A 19,870-nucleotide genomic window follows, 5' to 3' on the forward strand; every position below is an offset into this window, starting at 1 on the left:
AAACGATAACCGGACGCCAGGGATGACCGATTTCCTCCGCCCCGCGACAGTTGAGGACGCCCTTGCGCTGATGGCGGCGGGCGGGGTGGTGCCGCTGGCGGGGGGAACGGATCTTTACCCCGCAACCCAGCGCCGCGCCCTGCCGGGCCTTGTGCTGGATGTGACGGGCCTGCCCGGGCTCTGCGGCATCACTACGGGACCGGCGGGCCTGCGCATTGGCGCCGCGACCACATGGACCGCCCTTGCCCGCGCAACACTGCCGCCCGCGCTGGCCGCCCTGCAACAGGCCGCGGTTGAAGTGGGGGGCATCCAGATCCAGAATGCAGGCACCATCGGCGGCAATCTGTGCAACGCCTCCCCCGCCGCTGACGGGGTGCCACCCCTGCTGGTGCTGGACACCGAGGTGGAACTGGTCGGCCATCGCGGTATACGCCGCCTGCCCCTGTCGCAATTCCTGACCGGCCCGCGCCAGACCGCGCGGCAGGCGGATGAACTGCTGACCGCGCTGCATATCCCGGCCAGTGCGCTGTCGGGCCAGTCACATTTCCGCAAACTGGGCGCGCGGGCCTATCTGGTGATTTCGATCGCCATGGTTGCAGTGCGGCTCGACCTGCAGGCGGGCCGCATCAGCCATGCCGCCCTTGCCGTCGGGGCCTGTTCGGCCACCGCCTGCCGCCTGCCACAGGTCGAATCCGCCCTGACGGGTGCCCCCGCCGCCGAGGCCCCCGCCCTGATCCGCGATGCCGATGTCGCCGCCGCCCTGTCGCCGCTGGACGATCTGCGCGCCACAGCGGCCTATCGCTCTGGGGCTGCCGCCGAACTGCTGCGCCGCAGCGTCGCCACCCTGTGCCAGCCGGTGCCCGCATGAAGATCGACCTGACCCTGAACGGCGCCCCGGCCAGCCTGAACGCCGCGCCCGGCCTGCGTCTGTCCGAGGCGCTGCGCGAAGGGCTGGGTCTGACCGGAACCAAGATCGGCTGCGATGCGGGCGATTGCGGGGCCTGCACGGTTCTGCTGGACGGGGCGCCGGTCTGCGCCTGCCTGACCCCCGCCGCCCGCGCCCATGGACGCCGCCTTGAAACGGTGGAGGCAGATGACGCAACGCTCAACCACCTCCGCGACGCCTTTCTGCGCCATGGCGCAGCGCAATGCGGCATCTGCACGCCGGGAATGCTGATGGCGGGGACGGCCTTGCTGCGGGACAATCCCGCGCCCTCGCCCGATCAGGCCCGCGCAGCACTTGGCGGGGTGCTGTGCCGCTGCACCGGCTATGCCCGCATCATTGCCGCGATCTGCGACGCAGGCCCCCCGCCCCTCGAAGATGCCCCATCCAGCGGCACGGTCGGCAGCAGCCCCCGACGGCTGGATGGCGCGGCCAAGGTCGCGGGCGACAGTTTCGGTGCGGATCTGTGGCAACAGGGCGGGCTGATTGTGCGCGCCATCCGCTCCCCTCATGCCTCTGCACGGTTCCACTTTGGCGATCTGGCGGGCTGGGCCGCCAAGACCGGTGCGCAGGTCTTCACCGCCGCCGATATCCCCGGGCGCAACCGCTTTGGCGCGATCCCGCCCTTTGCCGATCAGCCCGCCCTTGCCGAAACCCATATCCGCCAGCGCGGTGAGGCCGTGGCGCTGGTCGCGTTCGAGGATGACGGCAGCGACCCCGACCTTTCCGGTTTCCCGGTGATCTGGGACCCGCTGACCCCGCTGACCTCGGCCCTTGATGCCGCCGCCCCCGATGCCCCCCGCCTGCATGAGGGGCGCGCAGGCAATCTGCTGATCGCGGGCCATGTCCGGCGCGGCGATGCGGCAGCAGTCCTGGCCGCCTCGGCCCATGTGGTTGAGGGCACGACCCGCACCGGATTTGTCGAACATGCCTATATCGAACCCGAGGCCGGCGCGGCCTGGATGGAGGGCGACTGCCTTGTGATCCGCGCCTGCACCCAAGCACCCGTGATGGACCGCGACGATACCGCGCTGGTCCTTGGTCTGCCGCCCGGACGGGTGCGGATAATCCCCTCAGCCGTGGGCGGCGGCTTCGGCTCGAAACTCGATCTCAGCCTGCAACCGCTGATCGGGCTGGTCACGCTGTTGACGGGCCGCCCCAGCCGCATGACCTATAGCCGCGCCGAAAGCATGGCCTCGACAACCAAGCGTCACCCGTCGCAGATTTCGGGCCGCATCGGCTGCGACGCCCAAGGCCGCATCACGGGGATGGAGATGGACGGCATCTTCGATACAGGCGCCTATGCAAGCTGGGGCCCGACGGTGGCAAACCGCGTGCCGGTCCATGCCTCGGGCCCCTATTGCACCCCGCATTACCGGGCCGAGGCGCGGGCGATCCATACCAACAACCCCACCGCCGGGGCCTTTCGCGGCTTTGGCGTGCCGCAGGCGGCGATCTGGCAGGAAACGCTTTACGACCGGCTGGCAGAACAGGCCGGGCTGGACCGGCTGGAATTCCGCCACCTGAACGCGCTGCGCGACGGGCAGACCACGGTGACGGGCCAGACCCTGCACAGCACGGGCATATCGCAATGCCTTGACGCGCTGCGCCCGCATTGGTCCCGTGCCTTGGCCGAGGCAGCGGCCATCCCGGGGCGCGGGGTCGGCATCGCGTCGTGCTGGTATGGTTGCGGCAATACCGCACTTCCGAACCCCTCGACCATCCGCATCGGGCTGACCGGGGCAGGCGCGCTGATGCTGCATCAGGGGGCGACCGATATCGGTCAGGGCTCCAACACCGTGATCGCCCAGATCGCATCAAAGGCGCTTGGCCTGCCGCTTTCCGCCGTCACCCTGATCGGCCCCGATACACATCTGACACCCGATGCGGGCAAGACCTCGGCCAGCCGTCAGACCTTCGTGACGGGCCGCGCGGCACTGGCGGCGGGCGCGGCGCTGCGGGCCGAAATCCTGCGACGGCTGAATATGGGCGATGCCGCACGCCTGTCGCTGGACGGAGCCACCCTTGTTGCAAGCGAAGGCCGCCAGACCGCGCGGCTGGACCTCTCCACCCTGCCCGCCGATGCACGTGGCTATGCGCTTTCGGCCGAGGAAAGCTATGACCCGCCTACCCTGCCGCTGGATGAAAACGGGCAGGGCAGCCCCTATGCGCTTTACGGCTATGGCGCGCAGATGGTGGAACTGGCGGTCGATCCCGCCCTTGGCACGGTGCGCCTGCTGAAGATCACCGCCGCCCATGACCTTGGCCGCGCGATCAATCCGCTGCTGGCACAGGGCCAGATCGAGGGCGGCATCGCGCAGGGCATCGGCCTTGCCCTGATGGAAGACTATATTCCGGGCCGCACCGAGAACCTGCATGATTACCTGATCCCCACCACCGGCGACATTCCCCCAATCGAAAGCCTGCTGATCGAGGTGCCCGATCCCGAAGGCCCCTTCGGCGCGCGCGGGCTGGGGGAACATGTGCTGATCCCGACCGCGCCCGCGATCCTCAACGCGATCCGCCATGCGACCGGGGCCGAGGTCACGACGCTGCCCGCCCTGCCCCACCGCATCCGCGCCGCGATGCAGAGGGCAGAAAAATGATCCGCGCCGCCCGTGCTGCATTGCCTGCCTTTGACCTTGAAGAAATACCTTTAGGGCGCGCGGGGGGCAGACAGCCCCCCGTTCCGACACCGGCAGGGGGAACCGCGCGATGACCGATACCCCGAACCGCATGGGCGACAAGATCCGCTGCGATGCCTGTCCGGTCATGTGCTATATCGCCCCCGGCCAGACCGGTGCCTGCGACCGCTATGGCAATGAGGACGGCCGCATCATCCGCTCTGATCCGGTGCTTTTACTGTCAAAAACCGTCGAAGAAGGCGGGCGCCTTGTTCCCTTCGCGCGGCCCGGCTGGGCCGATGACCCCTTCCCTGCCGATGCGCTGGTCACCGGAATCGGCGCGGGCACGACCTATCCCGATTACAAACCCGCCCCCTTCATCATCGCCTCGGACATCGAGGGCGCCGATATGGTGACCGTCGTGACCGAGGCGATCTTTTCCTATTGCGGCGTCAAGGTGAAGATCGACACCGACCGCCATCTTGGCCTTGAAACCGCCCCCGTGCGTTTTCAGGATGCGGTGATCGGCCATGTCACCACCGCCGAATATGGCAGCCAGATGCTGTCCCTCGGGGGGGTTCATCACCTGACGGGCGGCGGCAAGGCCGAAGGCCGCGCCACCTGTGCCGCGCTGCTCGCGCTCTGCAATGGCGAAGCGGTGGACCTGACCATCGACGGCGGATCGGCCGTCACCGTGCAGGCGGGCCGCGCGCCCATCGTGGACGGACGGCCCGAAAACCGGATGCGGGTGGGCTGCGGATCGGCCACCATCGGCATGTTTGCCGATCAGTGGCAGGGGCTGGTGGATGAGGTCGTCGTGGTCGATGACCATATCACCGGGGTCGTGTCGGAACATCAGGCGGGCAAGGTCATCGGCTGGGAACCGACGGGGATAAAGATTCTCGGTCACCGTTCAACCCCCGGGCGCTATTTCCGGGTTTCCGAACCGGGTCTTGGTTGGGGCGGCACGAAACTGACCGATCCGCTGGAAATCCTCGGGCCGTGGAATGCAAAAAAGGGCGCGCGGCCCGGGCTGCGACTGTTGATGGTCTCCACCACGGGTGAGGAATTCGCCTATTACGAACTGGACGCGGCGCTGACCCCGCAGCCCCGGGAAATCCCCGCAGCCCTTCTGCCCTCGGTACGGCTGATCGACGAGAATTGTGAGCCTTCGCTGTGTACGGTTCTGTTTATGGGGGGCGCAGGGGGCTCCTTGCGGTCAGGCGTCACCCAGAACCCAGTGCGGCTGACCCGTTCGGTGCAAGCGCGCCATACGCGGCTGACCTCGGGCGGGGCGGAAACCTTCATCTGGCCGGGTGGCGGCATCACCTTCATGGTGGATGTGACCCGCCTGCCCCCCGGCGCCTTCGGGTCCGTGCCGACGCCCGCGCTGGTTGCGCCTTTGGAATTCACCCTGCCCCGCGCGGAGTATCTGGCCCTGGGCGGCCATGCCGGGGCGATCCGGTCGCTGGCCGAAATGCAGCAGGAGGGCGGCGAATATCCGACCGGGGCGCGGCTCTGGCCCAAGGTCGAGGCACCATGACCGCGCCGCAGATCACCCGCCTGCCTGATGGCCGCCTGCATCTGCATCACGGCCCCATCGACATCGTCCTGACCGCCGAAGGCCCCGACGCGGCAAGGGCCCGCGATCAGGCCGCGCGGCGTTTCGCGGCGATCCTGCCAGAGCTTGTGGCCGAACTGCCCGCCCTGCGCCGGCCCGATCCCCCGCCGCTACGTTCGGCCATCGCACAGGCCATGGCGGGGGCTACGGCAGCCTTCCGCCCGGATTTCATCACGCCGATGGCCGCCGTGGCGGGGGCCGTGGCCGATGCGGTGCTGGCGGCCATGCTGGCAGGCAATGACCTGACCCGCGCCATCGTCAACAATGGCGGCGATATCGCTTTTCACCTTGCACCGGGGCATCAGACCACCGCCGCGATTGCCCGTTCGGTCAACCGGTCCGGCATCGGGGCCGACCGCGTGACGATCCGCGCCGCGGATCCCGTGCGGGGGATTGCCACCTCGGGCTGGCGCGGGCGCAGCCAGTCGTTGGGTATCGCCGATGCAGTAACCGTGCTGGCCCCTACCGCTGCCATGGCCGACGCCGCAGCCACCATGATCGCCAATGCGGTCAACCTGCCCGGCCACCCCGCCATCACCCGCCGCCCGGCGCATGATCTGAAGGCCGACAGCGACCTTGGCCCCCGCCTTGTGACGACCGGTGTCGGCCCGCTTTCGGATGCCGATATTGCCCGCGCACTGACAAACGGGGTGACACTGGCCCGAAGGCTTCATAAACAGGGGCTTGTCACCGGTGCCGCATTGTTCCTGCAGTCACAGGCCCTGAGCCTCGGCCTGCCCACCCCCAACAGGGAGCCCTGCCTTGCCTGACTTTCCGATCCGCAAGATTCTGACACTGGTCGAGGAAATCCGCCACGAAAACGGCCCCTTGCCCGACCGCCCCGTGATGCGCGGCTTTGCCTGCGCCGTTGTGAAAAACCCCTTTGCGGGCAGCTATGCCGCCGATCTGCAACCGGGGATGGAGGATCTCAAATCCCTCGGGCTGGATCTGACCGACCGCCTGATCGCGGCGCTTGGCGGGGCGGATGGCATTGACGGCTATGGCAAGGGCGCGCTGATCGGTGCTGCGGGTGAGGCCGAGCATGGCGCGCTCTGGCATGTGCCGGGGGGCTATGCCATGCGGCAGCGGCTGGGCGAAAGCCGCGCCATCGTGCCCTCGGCAATGAAGGTGGCCCCCTTGGGCGGCACGCTGGACGTGCCCTTGGGCCATATCAATGCGGCCTATGTGCGGTCGCATTTCGATGCGATCCCGGTCTGCGTGCCCGACGGGCCAAGGGCGGATGAGATCGTCTTTATCCTTGCCATGGCCAAGGGAGGCCGCGTCCATTCGCGCATGGGCGGGCTGGAAGCCTGGGACATCAAGGCCATGGACGGCCTGCGCTGATGCGGGTTCTGGCCGCCTCCGCTGCGATCCTCGCACCCGGAGCGGCCCTTGCCTGTGCGCTGGCCCCCTCGATCATCCTGACACTGCCGACGGATTACTACCTTGCCGGGGCGGGTCTGACCGTTGCGGTGACCGGCCTTCTGGCCGCAAGCCTGCACCGCCTGCCCGCATTGCGGGCGGTGACGCTGTGGGACCGGCCCGTGCTAATTCCCGAGACCGTGACCAGCTATCTGGGCTTTCTGTTTCTGGCGCTGCTGGTGATTATCGGGCATTTCGGATCGTCCGATCCGATGCACAATCTGCTGGCGCTCTGGGTCTGGACCGGGCTTTGGGTCGCGCTGCCCCTGGCGATGATGCTGTTCGGCAATCTCTGGCGCATGATGAACCCCTGGACCGGGCCGGTGCGCATCGCGCGGGCGCTGTTCGGGCGCAAGGGCGGCATCGGCCTGACGCGGCTGGGGCACTGGCCCGCCGTGGCGGGGCTGTTCGCGTTTTTCTGGTTCTATATCGTCTCGCTTTCGCCCGAGGACCCGCAGCACCTGGCGCGGCTGGTGCTGATCTACTGGCTGGTGATCTTCGCGCTGGCGGTGGCCGAGGGCGAGGACTGGCTGCAACAGGGCGAATTCCTGACTGTCTATCTGACGCTGATCGCCCGCATCGCGCCGTTCTGGCTTGAGATCACGGGGAACCGCGCACGGCTGCGTGCCGGGTTTCCGGGGGCGCAGGTGCTGGAGATGCCACCGCTTTCGCCCTCGGCCATCGCTTTCGTGACGCTGGCGCTCGCGGGGCTCAGCTTTGACGGGCTGGCGGGAACTTTCCGCTGGCTGGCGCTGATCGGGGAAAACCCGCTGGAGTTCACGGGCCGCTCAGCGGTGATGGGGGTCAACACCGCCGGACTGATCCTGTCATGGGCGCTGACGGCGGGGCTGATCCTTGGCGCGCTGAAACTGGGCGCGGTGCTGGCGCGCGGCCCGGTGATGGCGGTGGCGGGCGGTGGCGGCGGGTTGCGGGGCGGGGGACAGGCGCCGGATATGGGCGCGATGCTGCCGGTCATGCTGTCTTTTCTGGCCATCGCGGCGGGCTACCATGCGGCGCATCATCTGGTGATCCTGCTGACCACCGGGCAATATACGCTGGCGGCGCTGAACGATCCCCTGTTTCGCGGCGATGCCTTTCTGGGGCTGTCGGTCTATTTCGTCTCGATGGGTTTTCTGGCCGACCGTTCCGCCATGATCGCGCTGTGGAATGCACAATTCGCGCTGATCCTTGGCGCGCATGTGCTGGCCGTGATCCTGTCCTTCCGCCTCGCCGGGCCACATCTGCCCGCCCGCGCGCATCTGCCGCTGACGCTGCTGATGGTCGGCTATACCGTGTTCGGGCTCTGGCTGCTGTCAGCCGCCCGTGGATTCTGACAGAAGGGCCAGAGAACAGTGGACAGATCGTTTGTATACATTCATTCTTAACCCAAGGCCGACGCAGAAAACAAACGGCCGCCCCAACAGAAAGAGGAGCATGCCATGACCACCGGACTTCTCAGACCCTCCCGCCGCACGCTGCTGTCGGGCCTTGCCGCCGGGGCCTCGGCGCTGGCCTTGCCGCGCTTCGTGCAGGCGCAAAGTTCTGCCCCGATCAAGCTGGGCTTTCAGCTGCACCGCACCGGGATCGGTGCCGCCTATGGGCGCTGGTATGAACGCACGGCACAGGCCGCGCTGAAGAAGCTGAATGATGAGGGCGGCATCAATGGCCGCCCGGTCGAGATCCTGTTTGAGGATGACGGCACCGACCCCCGGCGCGGCGCCGAAGTGGTCGAGAAACTGACCAGTCAGGCCGGGTGCGACGTGATCTTCGGGCCGCTTTTCTCGCATGTCGTGATCGGATCGGCCCCAAGGGCGGGTGAATTGAAAGTGCCCTATCTGGTCTGTTCCGAAGGCTTCCATGTGGCATCCGGCATGCTGAACCGCTGGTCGCTGCAGCCCGGCATCTCGGATGTGCGCGCGCAGGCCTCGTCCATGGCGCCCTGGATCGCGAATACGCTGGGCAAGAAGGTCACGATGGTCTTTCCCGACTATGCCTTCGGCCATGACCACCGCGATTACTTCACCCCGGCCATCGAGGCGGCGGGCGGTGAGGTCATCAAGCATATCGCAATCCCGCCGACCGAAACCTCCTTCACCCGCTATCTGCCGCAGATCCCGCGCGACACCGAGGTGTTGTATCACGTCATGGTCGGCCCGGCGGTCCTGACCTTCGTCAAGGAACTTGGCGAATTCTACGGTTCTGGCGCGCGGCCCGAGATCTTTGGCTTCATCGACAGTCTGGAAGCCGTCGATATTGCCTCACCGGGCCTGGAATTTCTGGAAGGCACGCATTTCTGGGAAGGCATGTGCCGCACGAAACAGGAAGGCGAATCCGAGGCGGAAACCGCCTATCGCGCCGCCGTGGGCGTGGATGACAACGGCGCCTCGGTTTCGGATGCGCGGGATGTCTCGACCTATGCGCATATGTTCTCCTGCTGGGAGACGCTGTTCGTCATCAAGGAAGGGATGGAGGCCGCGGGTTATCAGGGGCCGGACGACCGGCAGAAATTCGTCGAGGCCATCGAGGCGATGACCGCCTTCAGCGCAGGCGCCACCCATCCGCAGGGGGACAAGGTGTTCAACGGCAAGACCCATCAGGTCTTCACCCCGCAATTCGTCTCGAAGGTCGAGGGGGGCAAGCTGCTGCGGGTCCATACAACGACGCTTGAGGACGGGATGTATGAGGATGCGGTGGATTACACCACCATGTCCTTCTGATCCTGCGCCAACAGGGGAGGGGGCGCTGCCCCCTCGCCGCGTGGCGGCTTACCCCCGAGGTATTTTCGCCAGGATGAAATGAAGGCTCTTTTGCGGATGGATCGCTGAATGGAGTTCGGTCCCTTTCTTCTGCTTGCCCTGATGGAGGGCATGGTCATGTCCGCCGTGCTGGCGCTGACTGCTGTCGGGCTGAGCCTTGTGTTCGGCGTGATGCGGGTGGTCAATGTCGCGCATGGCGAGTTTTTCATGCTGGGCGCGGTGGCGGCATGGTTCGTGACGCAGGCGGTGCCGGGGCATCCCGCCCTTGGCTTTGCCGCAGCGCTGCTGCTGGCGCCCCTGTTCGTGGGGGCGGTGGCGGCGCTGGCCGACGGGCTGATCCTGAAACGGCTGAACTATGACCCCGAGGCGACAATCGTCGCAACCATCGGTCTGTCCTATATCTTCCAGCAGGCCGCGCTCAGCTTTTACGGGCCCGATGCGCGGCCGGTGCTGGCCCCGTTTGATCTGCGGCTGCAACTGCCCTGGTTCGGTTATTCCGGCTACAAGATCGCGGTGGTGATCGCGGCGGCGCTGATCCTGATCGGGATATGGCTGTTCATGACGCGCAGCCGGGCCGGGCTGGTCATGCGCGCCACGCAGGCCGACCGCGACACCGCGCGTGCCTTCGGCATCAATGTCGACCGGGTGTTCGCGACGGTCTTTGCCCTTGGGGCGGCGATGGCGGCGATGGGGGCGGTTCTGATCGTGCCGATCCAGCAGGCGCATTACCTGATGGGACATGATCCGCTGCTGTTGTCCTTCATCGTGGTCATCATCGGCGGCTTGGGGTCCTTGCGCGGCACGCTGGTCGCAGCACTGCTGATCGGGCTGTCGGATGGGGTGATTTCGGTCTTCTTCTCGCCCACGCTGGCCAAGATCCTTGCCACGCTGTTCGTCGCGCTGGTGCTGGTCTTCCGTCCGCAGGGCCTGTTCGGAGGGCAGCGATGACCCGGTTCCTTGACCGCAGCCTGATCCTGCATCTGGCGGTGATCGCGGCGCTTTTCGCGGCGCAATACCTGCTGCCTTCCTATCACCACACCAATATTGCGCGCATCATGGTGCTGGCGGTCTTCGCCATGGGCTACAATATCGCCTTTGGCTATACCGGGCTGCTGAGCCTTGGCCATGCGCTGTTCTTCGCGGCCGGGCTGTATGCAACCGGGCTGGGGGTCGAACAATGGGGGCTGCCGACCGGCATCGCCCTGATTGGGGGGCTGGCGGCGGGCGGGGCGGTCGCGGTGGCAACCGGGCTGCTGGCGTTGCGCACCGGGGGTGTCTCTTTCATGATTGTGACGCTGATGTTCGCGCAGGCGGGCTATCTCACGATCCTTTATTTCGGCGCCGTCACGCGCGGGGATGAGGGATTCGTGATCTCCACCGCCGCGCGCAGCCTTGGCGGGCTGGTCCTGTCGGACAGCACGACGCGCTATTTCATGGCGCTGGCGCTGTTTGCGGTCGCGATGCTGGCGAAACTGGCGCTGGTGCGGTCTCCCACCGGCCGGGTGCTGGTGGCGCTGCGCGAGAATGAAGAGCGTTCCCGCATGCTGGGCTTCGATCCCTTCCGCTACAAGCTGCTGGCCCTTGGCATATCGGGGCTTTACGCGGGGGCTGCGGGGGCGGCCTATGCGGTGCTGTTCGGCTATGTCGGGGCGACCTTCGCCTCGATCCAGTATTCGATCCTGCCGCTGCTTTATGTGCTTCTGGGTGGGGCGGGCACGGTGCTGGGGCCCTTCCTTGGCGCGCTGGTGATGTTCTACCTGATCGACATTTCGTCAGGCTATACCACCGCGCATCTGGCCGTGGTGGGGCTGGCGCTGCTGATCCTTGTCTTGTTCGCGCCCAAGGGCATTCTGGGCGCACTGCGCGAAAGGGGGCTGAAATGGCTGCCGTGACGCTGCTTTCTGCCCGCGGGCTGACGCGCCATTTCGGCGGTCTCAGGGCCGTGGACGGGGTGGATTTCGATCTTGAATCCGGGCGCATCCATGCGCTGATCGGCCCCAATGGTGCGGGCAAGACCACTTTTGTCAGCCTGCTCTGCGGCCGCATCCCGGTGCAGTCGGGCAGCATCACCTTCGCCGGGCAGGATATCACCCGCCTGCCCGCCCATGAACGGGTCGCGCGCGGCATTGCCTATACGTTCCAGATCACCTCGATCTACGCCAATCTGAGCGTGTTCGACAATGTCGCCCTGCCGGTGCAGCGCCGGGGCAGCCGGACCCTTGCCGCCGATACGATGGCAGCGCTTGACCGGGTGGGGCTGGCCGGTCTGGCCGGTCAGACAGCCGGAACGCTGGCTTACGGCCATCAGCGCCTGCTGGAAATCGCGATGGGGCTGGCGCTGTCGCCGCGCCTTCTGATCCTCGATGAACCGACGCAGGGGCTGGCTTTGTCTGAAATCGACGGCTTCAAGGCGCTGGTCCGCTCAGTCATTCCTGAAACGACCGTGCTGCTGATCGAACACAACATGGATGTGGTGATGGATCTGGCCGAAACGATCACCGTGCTGAATTTCGGCCAGACCCTTGCCAGCGGCAGCCCTGCCGCGATCCGCGCCAATCCGGCGGTTCAGGCCGCCTATCTGGGGGGCGGTCATGCTTGAGATTTCCGATCTCAGCGGCGGCTATGGCGCGGTTGAGGTGTTGCGCGGCGTCACCCTGACCGCCCGGGGCGGTGAGGTCACCTGCGTCATGGGCCGCAATGGCGCGGGCAAGACCACGATGCTGCGCGCGATCATGGGGCAGGTCCGGGCCAGCGCCGGAACGATCCGCCTGAAGGGAACCGAACTGCAATCCCTGCCCGCGCATGAGGTGCCGCGCCATGGTATCGGCTATGTGCCGCAGGGCCGGCGCCTGTTTTCTGATCTGACCGTGGCCGAGAATATCACCATCGGCCTGATGACCCGGAACCACGGCGCGGCAACGCGGGACAAGGTTCTGGACCTCTTTCCCCGCCTGCGCGAAAGGCTGGACCAGCGCGCGGGCACCCTGTCGGGGGGCGAACAGCAGATGCTGGCCATTGCCCGCGCGCTATGTCTCGAACCCGCCGTTCTTTTGCTGGATGAACCGACCGAGGGGTTGCAACCCTCGATGATTGCCGCGATCCGCGACACGGTGATGCTGCTGAAAACCACCGGGGTCGCGACAATCCTTGTCGAACAGCGCGTCGATGCGGTCCTCTCGATGGCCGATCAGGTTGCCTTCCTGCAGAACGGCATTCTTGCCGAAACCTGCGCCGCCGCCGCCCTCACACCCGCCTCACCGCAATTCCAGACCTATGTCGGTGTCTGACATGCTGCGTTCTCTTGGTTCAAATACCCTCAGGGGTGAACTGGCGCCCAGCGCCAGGAGGGGGCAGACAGCCGCCTTTCTGCGCGTCCGCAAATCGGAGCGCCGCGCATGAGCCGCCTCATCGCGGGCGTCGATGTCGGCGGCACCTTCACCGATCTGGTGATCCTTGATCCGGCCACGGGCGCGGTGCGGCTTGCCAAGGTGCCGACCACCCTGCGTGAGGAAACCGGCGGTCAGGCGGGCGGCGTTCTGGCCGCGCTGGATCAGGCCGGGGTCGAGTTGGAGGCCATCGGACTTATCGTCCATGGTACCACGACCACCACCAATGCCGTGCTGGAACGCAAGCTGGCGCGCGCGGGTCTCATCACCACTGCGGGGTTCCGCGACGTTCTGGAACTGGGCCGCCGCACCCGTCCCGCGCCTTACGGCATGACCGGCAGTTTCACCCCGGTGATCCCGCGCGATCTGCGGCTGGAAGTGCCCGAGCGCATGGATGCACGGGGCCGCGTGCTGACCCCGCTGGATGAGGACGCGCTGCGCAGCGCGATTGGCACCCTGCTGGACCGGGGATGCGAGGCACTGGTGATCCATTTCCTGCATGCCTATGCCAATCCCGCGCATGAGCTGCGCGCGGCCGAGATCGCGGCCGGGCTCTGGCCCAATGCCTATATCACCTGCGGCCATGCGCTGCTGTCAGAAAGCCGCGAGTTTGAGCGCGGCGTGACAGCCGCCGTCAATGCCTCGGTCCAGCCCTTGCTGGAACGCTATGTCTCCCGCCTTGCGGGGTCGCTGGCGGCGCGCGGCTATGCGCGCGACCTTCTTGTGATGAACGGCAATGGCGGCATGGTACCCGCGCAATCGGTCGCGGCCGAGGCGGTGAAAACCGTGATGTCCGGCCCGGCCTCGGGCGTGATGGCGGCGCTGGCCACTGGGCGGCGGGCGGGGATCGAAAACCTGATCACCTATGACATGGGCGGCACCTCGACCGATGTCGCGCTGATCCGTCAGGGCCGCGCCCCGGTTTCCAATGAAATCGAAGTCGAATATGCCATGCCGATCCATGTGCCCATGGTCGATGTGCGCACCGTGGGCGCAGGCGGCGGGTCCATCGCCCGGGTCGATGCAAGCGGCATGCTGCGGGTCGGGCCGCATTCTGCAGGGTCCGATCCCGGACCGATCTGTTATGGCCGGGGCGGGACGGAACCGACAATTTCGGATGCGAACCTGTTGCTGGGCCGCCTTCCCGCCGCCCGTTTTGGGGCTGCACAGGATGCCGTGCGCGAGGCTTTTGCCACCCGCATCGGTGCCCCGCTTGGCCTGACCGCCGAAGCGGCCGCCGAAGCCGTCCTGCGCATTGCCAACACCCATATGGCGGGGGCGATCCGCATGGTCTCCGTCTCTCTCGGCGCAGATCCCCGTGATTTCGCGCTGTTTGCCTTTGGCGGGGCGGGGCCGCTCCATGCCACCGCCCTTGCGGCAGAACTGGGCATTCCCCGGGTGCTGCTGCCCGCCCGCCCCGGCATGACCAATGCGCTTGGCTGTGTCGTGGCGGACCTTCGGCACGACACGGTGCGCACGCTGAACCGTCCGCTGGATGATCTGGACATGGACCGCACGCATGTCATCCTTGCCGATCAGATCACCGAAGGCCGCGCCCGGATCGGAGCGGCAGGCATTGACCTGACAGATATCGAGACCGAGCTTTCCGCCGATATGCAGTTCATCGGCCAGACCCACCTTCTGCGCGTCCCCTTGCCCGATGCCACGCCTACCCGAACCGACCTGCAAGCCCGGTTCGAGGCCGCCTATCACGCACGTTTCCGCGTCTCGCTGCCGACGATCCGCGCCAATCTGGTCAATCTCAATGTCTCGGTCATCGGGCGGCGCCCGGAAATGGACCTGTCGCGCCTGATCGACCCTTCGGGGCGCTTGACGACCGCAACACCCGCCAGCCACCGCCCGGTCTGGTTCGGCGGCTGGCAGGAGACGCCGGTCTATATCCGGGAGACCCTGCCGCTGATGCCCCGCATAGAAGGCCCCGCGATCATCGAGCAGATGGACAGCACCACCGTCATCCATCCCGGCTGCACCGTTACGGGTGACAGCGACGGCAACCTGATCGTCGAGGTGCCCCATGCCTGACATAGCAATCGACCCGATCACGCTGGCCGTCATTCAGGCCGGGCTGCAACAGGTCTGCGACGAGATGGACCTGACCTTTTCCCGCGCGGCCTTTTCCCCGGTGATTGCCGAGGCCGATGACCGGTCGGACGGGATCTATTCGGCCAGCGACGGGTCGCTGATCGCGCAGGGGCAGCGTGGATTGCCGGTCTTTGTCGGCACGATGCAGTTTTCCACCCGGCATCTGATCGAACGCATCGCCAGCGGTGAGACCCTGCCGCCCGAACCGGGTGATATCTATATCGTCAACGACCCCTATCTGGGCGGCACGCATCTGATGGATGTGCGCTTTGCCATGCCCTTCTGGCGCGATGGGGCGATCTTCTGCTGGCTGTCCAATACCGGCCACTGGCCCGATACCGGGGGCGCGGTGCCGGGCGGCTTTTCCGCCTCGGCCACGGCTGCCGAACAGGAAGGTCTGCGTCTGCCACCGGTGAAACTGTTCAAGCGCGGCACGCTGGACCCGGAGATCTGGGCGATCATCCGATCAAACATCCGAGTGTCCGAACAACGCATCGGCGATGTGCAGGCGCAGGCCTCGGCGCTGCTGGTGGGGGCAGAGCGGCTGACTGCACTGATGGACCGCTATGGCGATGCGACCGTTACCGCCGCGATTGCCGAGATGCGGATACTGGCCGCGCGGCAGATGCGCGCCAATATCGCGCTGATCCCCGAAGGTCGCTATGCGGCGTGCGCCTATATCGACAGCGACGGTGTGGTGAACGAACCCCTGACCATCGCCCTGACCGTGAACCGTTCCGACGAGGGCCTGACTTTCGATTTCACCGGATCGTCGCTGCCCTGTGCGGGCCCGATGAATTCGGTCCGCGCCACCACGCTGTCCTCGGTCTATCTGGCGATCCGGCATATCTTTCCCGATGTGCCATTGTCGGCGGGCGCGTTTGAACCGCTGACCGTGACCGGAATCGAGGGCACCTTCCTTGATGCCCATTATCCCCGCCCGGTTTCGGGCTGCGCCGCCGAGGTCAGCCAGCGCATTGCGGAAGCCGTCTTTGCCGCCCTTGTGCAGGCGATCCCCGACCGCGTGACCGCTGCCCCGGCGGGCACCTCGGGCAATTTCGGCCTTGGCGGGCATGACCCGGAAAAGGGCCGCGATTTCGTCATGTATCAGATCTCGGGCGGGGGCTATGGCGGTAATGCGCGCCATGACGGGCTGTCCAATGGCTGTTCGACCATCGGCATTTCCAAGGCCCCGCCGGTCGAGATCATGGAACAGACCTATCCGGTGCTCTATCGCCGCTATGCCCTGCATGAAGGATCGGGCGGGGCAGGGCGGCATCGGGGCGGGTTTGGCCTTGATTACGAAATTGAACTGCTGCGCGGCCATGCCCGCGCCAGTTTCGTGATGGATCATGGCCGGACCGGCCCGCAGGGGGCGCTTGGCGGGCAGGATGGCGCGGTGAACCGGGTTGAGGTGACACGCGGCCATGAAACCTTTACCCCCGAACATCTGTCCAAGGCGCAGGACATCGCCCTTGCCCCCGGTGACCGTGTGCGCGTACGCACCCCCGGCGGCGGCGGCTATGGTGACCCGAAGGATCGCAACCCTGCGCTGGTGGCCGAGGATATCCGCCTTGGCCGCTACAGACCCGAACAGGCGGCGGCGCTGTTTCCCGGCAAGGGCTGACCGCGCTATGGCCCCGCATCACCGGGGGGCGCCGTGTCAGGCTCCAACATCCGTTGCAGCGGTTTCAGGCTTTCGCCCTTGACCAGCCATGAAATGCCAAAGGCGAAGACCCCGATGCTTTCCAGAATGAAAACCGCGCGGCTGCGATCCATGGCCGCCTGCCCGGCTGCGTCCCGCCCCGCATAGATCATCCCATAGACCGCGATGGCCGCCATCGCCCCGAGGATGACCCAGCCGCAGATCGCATAGATCCGGTTGCGGGCAATCTTGTCCGCGCTTTGCGGGCCGGGCGCACCGCGCCGGAACAGCATAAGGCAGAACGCCGCCAGCATGGCAAAGAACACCGCCGCCGCGCCGTAATGCAGGATGCGCGACAGATCCGCGCCCAGCCAGCACTGGATCACCGTCACGCATTGGAACGGGCCCCCGGCGGCGGATTTGTCCATAGTCGGCACCAGCGCCACCCCGATGGCCGCCACCGCCGCAACGCGTGAGACCAGACGGTCCGTCGGCCATTCCCCGGCCTTCGCGGGCGGATAGCCGACATAGGCCCAGAGAAAGACGCCGATGGCACAGAGGATGCCGACAAACAGATCCCGCCCTTGTCCGAAATAGAATTCGGATATCGAGGGGCGCATCGGTTCATCCGTCAGCAGCGCCACGAGCATCAGCGCGACAGGCAGCGCAAGGCCCAGCACCCCCAAGGCGCGGCGCACGGCCAGAAAGGACAGGACAAGCTCATTCTCGGCTTCGGCAGATGTGCCGGATTGCGGCGGGCGCGGGGTCATGACGGCCTCCGGTGTCGGGTCGGACGGGCCAATGATGCCACGGATAACGCGGCCATGCGCGGGTCAGGCACGCCACGCCACCGCTTTGACGCAGTTTTGGCGCAAGGATGGTAAAATCCGGTCAGCGCGCCAGCGAACAGCAGCCCGACAGGCCCTGTGCGACAGACCCGTCCGCGGTGCCCTCACCGCTCAGAAAAAGACTCAGCGCGATGCCGAAACTGAAATCGCTCATCCCGTCGGAACAGTCCTGCCCGGTCAGGGCCGCGAAACCTGTGCTGTCCGGCCCGCGCAACGCCATGCCCGCCTGACCGCGCCGCCCGGAAACATCGGCGGACCAGTCGATCACCAGATCCACCGGATCCCCGCCCATGCGGCTGAGATTCAGCCGCCGGGCATCCGCGTCCAGACGCAGCGACCAGAACGGCTCGGTCCCGTAGCAGGACAGGGGTTGCGCAAGATGCCACCAGTCCGGCCCCGGCTGCCGGGCAAGGAATCGCATCGAAACCCAGCCCGCCCGTTCATTCAGATTGACGCGGCCCCAGCCCCCGTCTGGTGAAATCCCGGTCACCTCCACCCCCGCAGTGCCGGGGGCAAAGCCGCCCAGAACCGGGGCCGAGGCCGAGGGTTCGGCCCGGATATTCAACTGGTCGTCTGCGGCCACGCCCGTCACATCATGCAGCGCAGGCAGATCCTGCGCCGGGGCCGCAACGGAAAACCCCGTCAGCAAAAGCGCCACGACAAGGGCCGCAACCGCGCGCCTCAACGCCCCGCCCCCCAGCTGACCGAAGCATATTTCCGGGTGTAATGTTCGGCCATCAGCCCGATCACGATCAGCGCCAGCATCACATAGACCGGATAGGAGACCGAACTGTAATGCGGATGGTAGTTCAGAAAGATAAACCCCCGCCCCTGGTCAATCGTATGAAACAGCGGGTTCCAGTCAAACATCGCCAGAATATAGCCCGGCATCATATTGGCCACGAACATCTTGCCCGAGGCGATCATATTGGCGCGCTGATAAAGCTGCGTGAGGATCGTGACCGCTTCGGGCGCCCAGGGTCTCAATGCCATGAAAATCATGCCGACGGACACCCCGGTTCCCCAGGACAGCAGGAACATCCCCATCGTGCCGATCGGGTCATGAATGGTGATCGGCTGAAAGGCCGCGTGATAGACGTAAAGCACGACAGCCGCCGACAGGAACTGTGTGTAAAGCGCGGCAAGCGCCGCCGAAGTGATCGAAACGACCGTATTCATCGGCGCATGTTTCATCATGGCCGAGGTCGGCCCCTCCGCACCCGAGACCGCGCCAACGGCCTTGATATGCGTCATGAACATGAAGATGCCCGACATGACATAAAGCAGGAAATCGCCCCGGATCGCACTGCTGCGCAGACCCAGCAGATTGAACATGACGTAGAAAACCGCGACCAGCATGACCGTCTGGAAGATGTTCAGCAAAAGACCGATCACCGCATTGCCATGGGTTTTGCGGATATTGCGCACGGTCGCATGGAAAATAAGCTCAAGGATCGCGAATGCGCTGCCCAGAGGGGTTTTCGGAGCCTGTCTCTGAAACATCTGCTTCCCTTCCGCGGGGGCGGTCCGTTGCGAACATGTCCGGGAAATCTTGCCGATCCCTTACACAGCAAGGATAAGGACAGCGACAGAACTTGGCAATGATGCGCCCGGGATCCGGGTGCAGGGAAGGAATGGTATGGATTTTCATCTGCTTGTTTCGGTGATGCGGCGCCTGGCGCTTGAGGCGGGCGACCGCATCATGACGGTCTATGACGGCCCGGGCTTTGAGGTTGCGGCCAAATCCGATGCAAGCCCGGTGACCGAGGCCGATCTGGCCGCCGATGCGGTCATCTCGGAGGGGCTGCGCGCGGCCTTTCCCGACCTGCCCCTGATTACCGAGGAACAGGCCGACAGCCATGATCTGCGGGCCGCGACCTTCCTGATCGTCGATCCGCTGGACGGCACCAAGGAATTCGTCCAGCGCCGGGGAGATTTCACCGTCAATATCGCCTATGTCGAAAACGGTGTGCCGCTGCGCGGGATCGTCTATGCGCCGGCGAAGAAACGGCTGTTCTACACCCGCGCCGACGGGCGCGCGGTTGAGGAAACAGGGGAATTCCGGAAAGACCGCGCCGGTCCCACGCGGGAAATCCGCGTCTCACAGCCCGACAATTCGGCGCTGATGGTGGTGGCCTCGAAATCCCATCGCGATGCCGCGACCGATGCCTATATCGCGCGTTACGGCGTGAAGGACATGACCAGTGCGGGGTCCAGCCTGAAATTCTGCCTTGTCGCGACGGGCGAGGCGGATCTTTACCCAAGACTGGGCCGCACGATGGAATGGGATACGGCGGCGGGTGATGCCGTCTTGCGCGGGGCGGGCGGACAGGTCGTGCGCTTTGATGACCATCAACCGCTGACCTATGGCAAGGCGGGCTGGGACAACCCCTTTTTCATCGCCCACGCTCCGGGCGTGACGCTGCAGAAGGGCTGAGCGGGGCATGACCGGGGGCTGATCCGCGCAGCGGATCGACCCCGACATCGGGCCAGAAGGCACCGGCGGCGCGCCTTTCGCTGGA

Annotated in this window: 17 protein-coding genes; 14 read left to right on the forward strand and 3 right to left on the reverse strand. The window is 66.1% G+C overall.

The genetic code is table 11. The annotated features are described in order from the left end of the window. Nucleotides 1–22 precede the first annotated feature (22 nt). The 13 genes from JL811_RS04695 (at nucleotide 23) to JL811_RS04755 (ending at nucleotide 16,482) form a co-directional block, all read left to right on the forward strand. A complete protein-coding gene (locus tag JL811_RS04695; RefSeq protein ID WP_202687300.1) occupies nucleotides 23–868 on the forward strand; it encodes an FAD binding domain-containing protein in 846 nt (281 codons plus the stop codon). After that, nucleotides 865–3,549, forward strand: coding sequence for a molybdopterin-dependent oxidoreductase (locus JL811_RS04700; RefSeq protein WP_202687301.1), 2,685 nt, complete (start codon nucleotides 865–867; stop codon nucleotides 3,547–3,549). The genes JL811_RS04695 and JL811_RS04700 overlap by 4 nt, the downstream gene beginning before the upstream one ends. A 109-nt stretch (nucleotides 3,550–3,658) precedes the next feature. Further along, nucleotides 3,659–5,110: a 6-hydroxynicotinate reductase gene (locus tag JL811_RS04705; RefSeq protein WP_237684812.1), complete on the forward strand. Its 1,452-nt coding sequence runs from the start codon at nucleotides 3,659–3,661 to the stop codon at nucleotides 5,108–5,110. Next, entirely contained in the window at nucleotides 5,107–5,958 is an 852-nt protein-coding gene (locus JL811_RS04710; RefSeq protein WP_202687303.1) for a UPF0280 family protein, read from the forward strand. Before JL811_RS04705 ends, JL811_RS04710 begins: the two co-directional genes overlap by 4 nt. Further along, complete coding sequence (locus JL811_RS04715; RefSeq protein WP_202687304.1) at nucleotides 5,951–6,532, forward strand: amino acid synthesis family protein; 582 nt, start codon at nucleotides 5,951–5,953, stop codon at nucleotides 6,530–6,532. Before JL811_RS04710 ends, JL811_RS04715 begins: the two co-directional genes overlap by 8 nt. Continuing rightward, nucleotides 6,532–7,944 (forward strand): hypothetical protein, encoded by a 1,413-nt coding sequence (locus JL811_RS04720; protein ID WP_202687305.1) that lies wholly within the window; start codon nucleotides 6,532–6,534, stop codon nucleotides 7,942–7,944. The genes JL811_RS04715 and JL811_RS04720 overlap by 1 nt, the downstream gene beginning before the upstream one ends. A 105-nt stretch (nucleotides 7,945–8,049) precedes the next feature. After that, the gene (locus tag JL811_RS04725) at nucleotides 8,050–9,327 is read left to right on the forward strand and encodes an ABC transporter substrate-binding protein (RefSeq protein WP_202687306.1); all 1,278 of its coding nucleotides are present in this window, start codon (nucleotides 8,050–8,052) and stop codon (nucleotides 9,325–9,327) included. A gap of 108 nt (nucleotides 9,328–9,435) precedes the next feature. Beyond that, complete coding sequence (locus JL811_RS04730) at nucleotides 9,436–10,314, forward strand: branched-chain amino acid ABC transporter permease (protein WP_202687308.1); 879 nt, start codon at nucleotides 9,436–9,438, stop codon at nucleotides 10,312–10,314. Further along, the gene (locus tag JL811_RS04735) at nucleotides 10,311–11,258 is read left to right on the forward strand and encodes a branched-chain amino acid ABC transporter permease (protein ID WP_202687309.1); all 948 of its coding nucleotides are present in this window, start codon (nucleotides 10,311–10,313) and stop codon (nucleotides 11,256–11,258) included. Before JL811_RS04730 ends, JL811_RS04735 begins: the two co-directional genes overlap by 4 nt. After that, nucleotides 11,255–11,965, forward strand: coding sequence for an ATP-binding cassette domain-containing protein (locus JL811_RS04740; RefSeq protein ID WP_202687876.1), 711 nt, complete (start codon nucleotides 11,255–11,257; stop codon nucleotides 11,963–11,965). The genes JL811_RS04735 and JL811_RS04740 overlap by 4 nt, the downstream gene beginning before the upstream one ends. Continuing rightward, nucleotides 11,958–12,653, forward strand: a complete 696-nt coding sequence (locus tag JL811_RS04745; protein ID WP_202687310.1) for an ABC transporter ATP-binding protein — start codon at nucleotides 11,958–11,960, stop codon at nucleotides 12,651–12,653. Before JL811_RS04740 ends, JL811_RS04745 begins: the two co-directional genes overlap by 8 nt. A gap of 108 nt (nucleotides 12,654–12,761) precedes the next feature. Beyond that, nucleotides 12,762–14,795, forward strand: coding sequence for a hydantoinase/oxoprolinase family protein (locus tag JL811_RS04750; protein WP_202687311.1), 2,034 nt, complete (start codon nucleotides 12,762–12,764; stop codon nucleotides 14,793–14,795). A 1-nt stretch (nucleotide 14,796) separates the two neighbouring features. Beyond that, nucleotides 14,797–16,482, forward strand: a complete 1,686-nt coding sequence (locus JL811_RS04755) for a hydantoinase B/oxoprolinase family protein (RefSeq protein WP_202687877.1) — start codon at nucleotides 14,797–14,799, stop codon at nucleotides 16,480–16,482. A 5-nt stretch (nucleotides 16,483–16,487) separates the two neighbouring features. Here the strand turns inward: JL811_RS04755 and JL811_RS04760 are convergent, their stop codons facing one another. From JL811_RS04760 to JL811_RS04770, 3 genes are all read right to left on the reverse strand, one after another. Next, nucleotides 16,488–17,270 (reverse strand): hypothetical protein, encoded by a 783-nt coding sequence (locus tag JL811_RS04760; RefSeq protein WP_202687312.1) that lies wholly within the window; start codon nucleotides 17,268–17,270, stop codon nucleotides 16,488–16,490. A gap of 121 nt (nucleotides 17,271–17,391) precedes the next feature. Continuing rightward, entirely contained in the window at nucleotides 17,392–18,033 is a 642-nt protein-coding gene (locus JL811_RS04765) for an SH3 domain-containing protein (protein WP_202687314.1), read from the reverse strand. Next, on the reverse strand, nucleotides 18,030–18,851 hold the full coding sequence (locus JL811_RS04770; RefSeq protein WP_202687315.1) for an ABC transporter permease: 822 nt from the start codon (nucleotides 18,849–18,851) through the stop codon (nucleotides 18,030–18,032). Before JL811_RS04770 ends, JL811_RS04765 begins: the two co-directional genes overlap by 4 nt. Nucleotides 18,852–18,987: 136 nt before the next feature. Between JL811_RS04770 and cysQ the strand changes: the two genes are divergently transcribed. Continuing rightward, nucleotides 18,988–19,785 (forward strand): 3'(2'),5'-bisphosphate nucleotidase CysQ, encoded by a 798-nt coding sequence (cysQ, locus tag JL811_RS04775; protein ID WP_202687317.1) that lies wholly within the window; start codon nucleotides 18,988–18,990, stop codon nucleotides 19,783–19,785. Nucleotides 19,786–19,870 lie beyond the last annotated feature (85 nt).

The organism is Szabonella alba, assembly GCF_016765775.1.
GTDB lineage: Bacteria > Pseudomonadota > Alphaproteobacteria > Rhodobacterales > Rhodobacteraceae > Szabonella > Szabonella alba.

Bases quoted from the DNA above. Each gene is read 5' to 3' on its own strand.
- JL811_RS04695 (WP_202687300.1), top strand. From the start codon at position 23: ATGACCGATTTCCTCCGCCCCGCGACAGTTGAGGACGCCCTTGCGCTG.
- JL811_RS04700 (WP_202687301.1), top strand. From the start codon at position 865: ATGAAGATCGACCTGACCCTGAACGGCGCCCCGGCCAGCCTGAACGCC.
- JL811_RS04705 (WP_237684812.1), top strand. From the start codon at position 3,659: ATGACCGATACCCCGAACCGCATGGGCGACAAGATCCGCTGCGATGCC.
- JL811_RS04710 (WP_202687303.1), top strand. From the start codon at position 5,107: ATGACCGCGCCGCAGATCACCCGCCTGCCTGATGGCCGCCTGCATCTG.
- JL811_RS04720 (WP_202687305.1), top strand. From the start codon at position 6,532: ATGCGGGTTCTGGCCGCCTCCGCTGCGATCCTCGCACCCGGAGCGGCC.
- JL811_RS04725 (WP_202687306.1), top strand. From the start codon at position 8,050: ATGACCACCGGACTTCTCAGACCCTCCCGCCGCACGCTGCTGTCGGGC.
- JL811_RS04730 (WP_202687308.1), top strand. From the start codon at position 9,436: ATGGAGTTCGGTCCCTTTCTTCTGCTTGCCCTGATGGAGGGCATGGTC.
- JL811_RS04735 (WP_202687309.1), top strand. From the start codon at position 10,311: ATGACCCGGTTCCTTGACCGCAGCCTGATCCTGCATCTGGCGGTGATC.
- JL811_RS04745 (WP_202687310.1), top strand. From the start codon at position 11,958: ATGCTTGAGATTTCCGATCTCAGCGGCGGCTATGGCGCGGTTGAGGTG.
- JL811_RS04750 (WP_202687311.1), top strand. From the start codon at position 12,762: ATGAGCCGCCTCATCGCGGGCGTCGATGTCGGCGGCACCTTCACCGAT.
- JL811_RS04760 (WP_202687312.1), bottom strand. From the start codon at position 17,270: ATGACCCCGCGCCCGCCGCAATCCGGCACATCTGCCGAAGCCGAGAAT.
- JL811_RS04770 (WP_202687315.1), bottom strand. From the start codon at position 18,851: ATGTTTCAGAGACAGGCTCCGAAAACCCCTCTGGGCAGCGCATTCGCG.
- cysQ (WP_202687317.1), top strand. From the start codon at position 18,988: ATGGATTTTCATCTGCTTGTTTCGGTGATGCGGCGCCTGGCGCTTGAG.